Source organism: Parafrankia sp. FMc2, assembly GCF_041008525.1.
Classification (GTDB): domain Bacteria; phylum Actinomycetota; class Actinomycetes; order Frankiales; family Frankiaceae; genus Parafrankia.
The window spans coordinates 1-1,466 of record NZ_JBFLUG010000386.1; the positions used below are offsets into that span (position 1 = coordinate 1).

The following is a 1,466-nucleotide window of genomic DNA, read 5'->3' on the forward strand; positions in this document are numbered from 1 at the left end:
TAAGCGACGGGGGCGGGGCGGGGACTGTTCATGCCGCGTGGGGCTGTGGGCGTTCGACGAGCTCGCCTGCCTCGAACACCGCACCCGCGCGGACAAGGGCGACCAGGTGCGGGGCGTTGACCACGCGCCAGCGGGCTTGGGCGGACTCGATGAGTGTGAACGCCATGGCGAGTCCGGCGGCCCGACTACCCGGCCCTTTGGTGACCTTGGTGCGGTGGCGGACGGTGGCGAACGTGGACTCGATCGGGTTCGTGGTCCGTAGATGCACCCAGTGCTCGGCCGGGTAGTCGTAGAACGCCAGCAGCACCTCCAGATCGTCGGTGATCTTCGCGACGGCTTTGGGGAACTTCGCCCCGTAGGCGGCTGCGAACGTCGTCGCGGCCTGGCGGGCGTGGGTCTTGTCCTCGGCGTTGTGGATCTCCGCGAGGTGCTTCTTCGCTCCCGGGTGGGCGGACTTCGGGAGTGCGGCCAGGACGTTCGCGGTCTTGTGGATCCAGCAGCGCTGCTCGGCGGTGGCGGGGAAGACGTCGCGTAGCGCGGCCCAGAAACCCAGCGCGCCGTCGCCGACCGCGAGCACCGGTGCGGACATGCCCCGACGGGCGCAGTCCCGCAGCAGGTCCGCCCACGAGCCGGTCGATTCCCGGTAGCCGTCAGCGAGAGCGATGAGTTCCTTGCGGCCGTCGGCGCGCACGCCGATGAGGACGAGCAGGCACAGCCGGTCTTCCTCCAGGTGGATGTTGACGTGGATGCCGTCCGCCCAGATATAGACGTAGTCCACGCCGGACAGATCCCGGGCGGTGAACGTCTGGTAGTCGGCCTGCCAGCTGCTGGTCAGCCGGGTCACCGTGGACGCGGACAGGCCGGCACCTGAGCCGAGGAACTGCTCTAACGCGGGCACGAAGTCACCCGAGGACAGGCCGTGCAGGTACAGCAGCGGCAGCACCTCGGCGATCTTCGGGGAGCGGCGGCACCAGGGGGGCAGGATCGCCGAGGAGAACCTCTGCCGTTCGCCGGTGTCCGCATCGACGCGGCGGTCGTTGACTCGCGGCGCCTGGACATCGACCGCGCCGGCCGCGGTCATCACCTGCCGGGGCTGGGCATGGCCGTTACCGACCACCAGCCGGCGACCGCGCTCGTCACGCTGGTCGGCGAGTTCGGCGATGTAGGCGTCGACCTCGGCTTCCAGAGCGGCGGCGAGCATCCGCCGAGCACCTTCCCGGACGATCTCGTCGATCAGCAACGGTGCCGCCGCCGGACCATCGGCGGACGTGCTGTCCTCGGGTACTACCGTGAGCACGGGCGTGCCTTCCCGACCGACGAGTCAACGTCGGCCTGACTGAGCTTGTTGTTTAACTTGTCTGTCCTTCAGGTCCTGCGGCTGTTGACCTGTCCGTGGCCTTCCCGACTGGTTGGATGATCGCCTGTCGTCGGTTGGCGCGGCCGGGTGGGCGTCCGGGGCCGGGTCG

At 69.4% G+C, this 1,466-nt stretch carries 1 protein-coding gene; it reads right to left on the bottom strand.

Annotated elements, in window-relative coordinates; translation table 11 throughout:
- Positions 1 to 28 precede the first annotated feature (28 nt).
- Positions 29 to 1,297 carry an IS256 family transposase gene (locus tag AB1460_RS37450; RefSeq protein ID WP_368967296.1) on the bottom strand — a complete coding sequence of 423 codons (1,269 nt, stop codon included), beginning with the start codon at positions 1,295 to 1,297 and terminating at the stop codon, positions 29 to 31.
- Between the last annotated feature and the right edge of the window lie 169 nt (positions 1,298 to 1,466).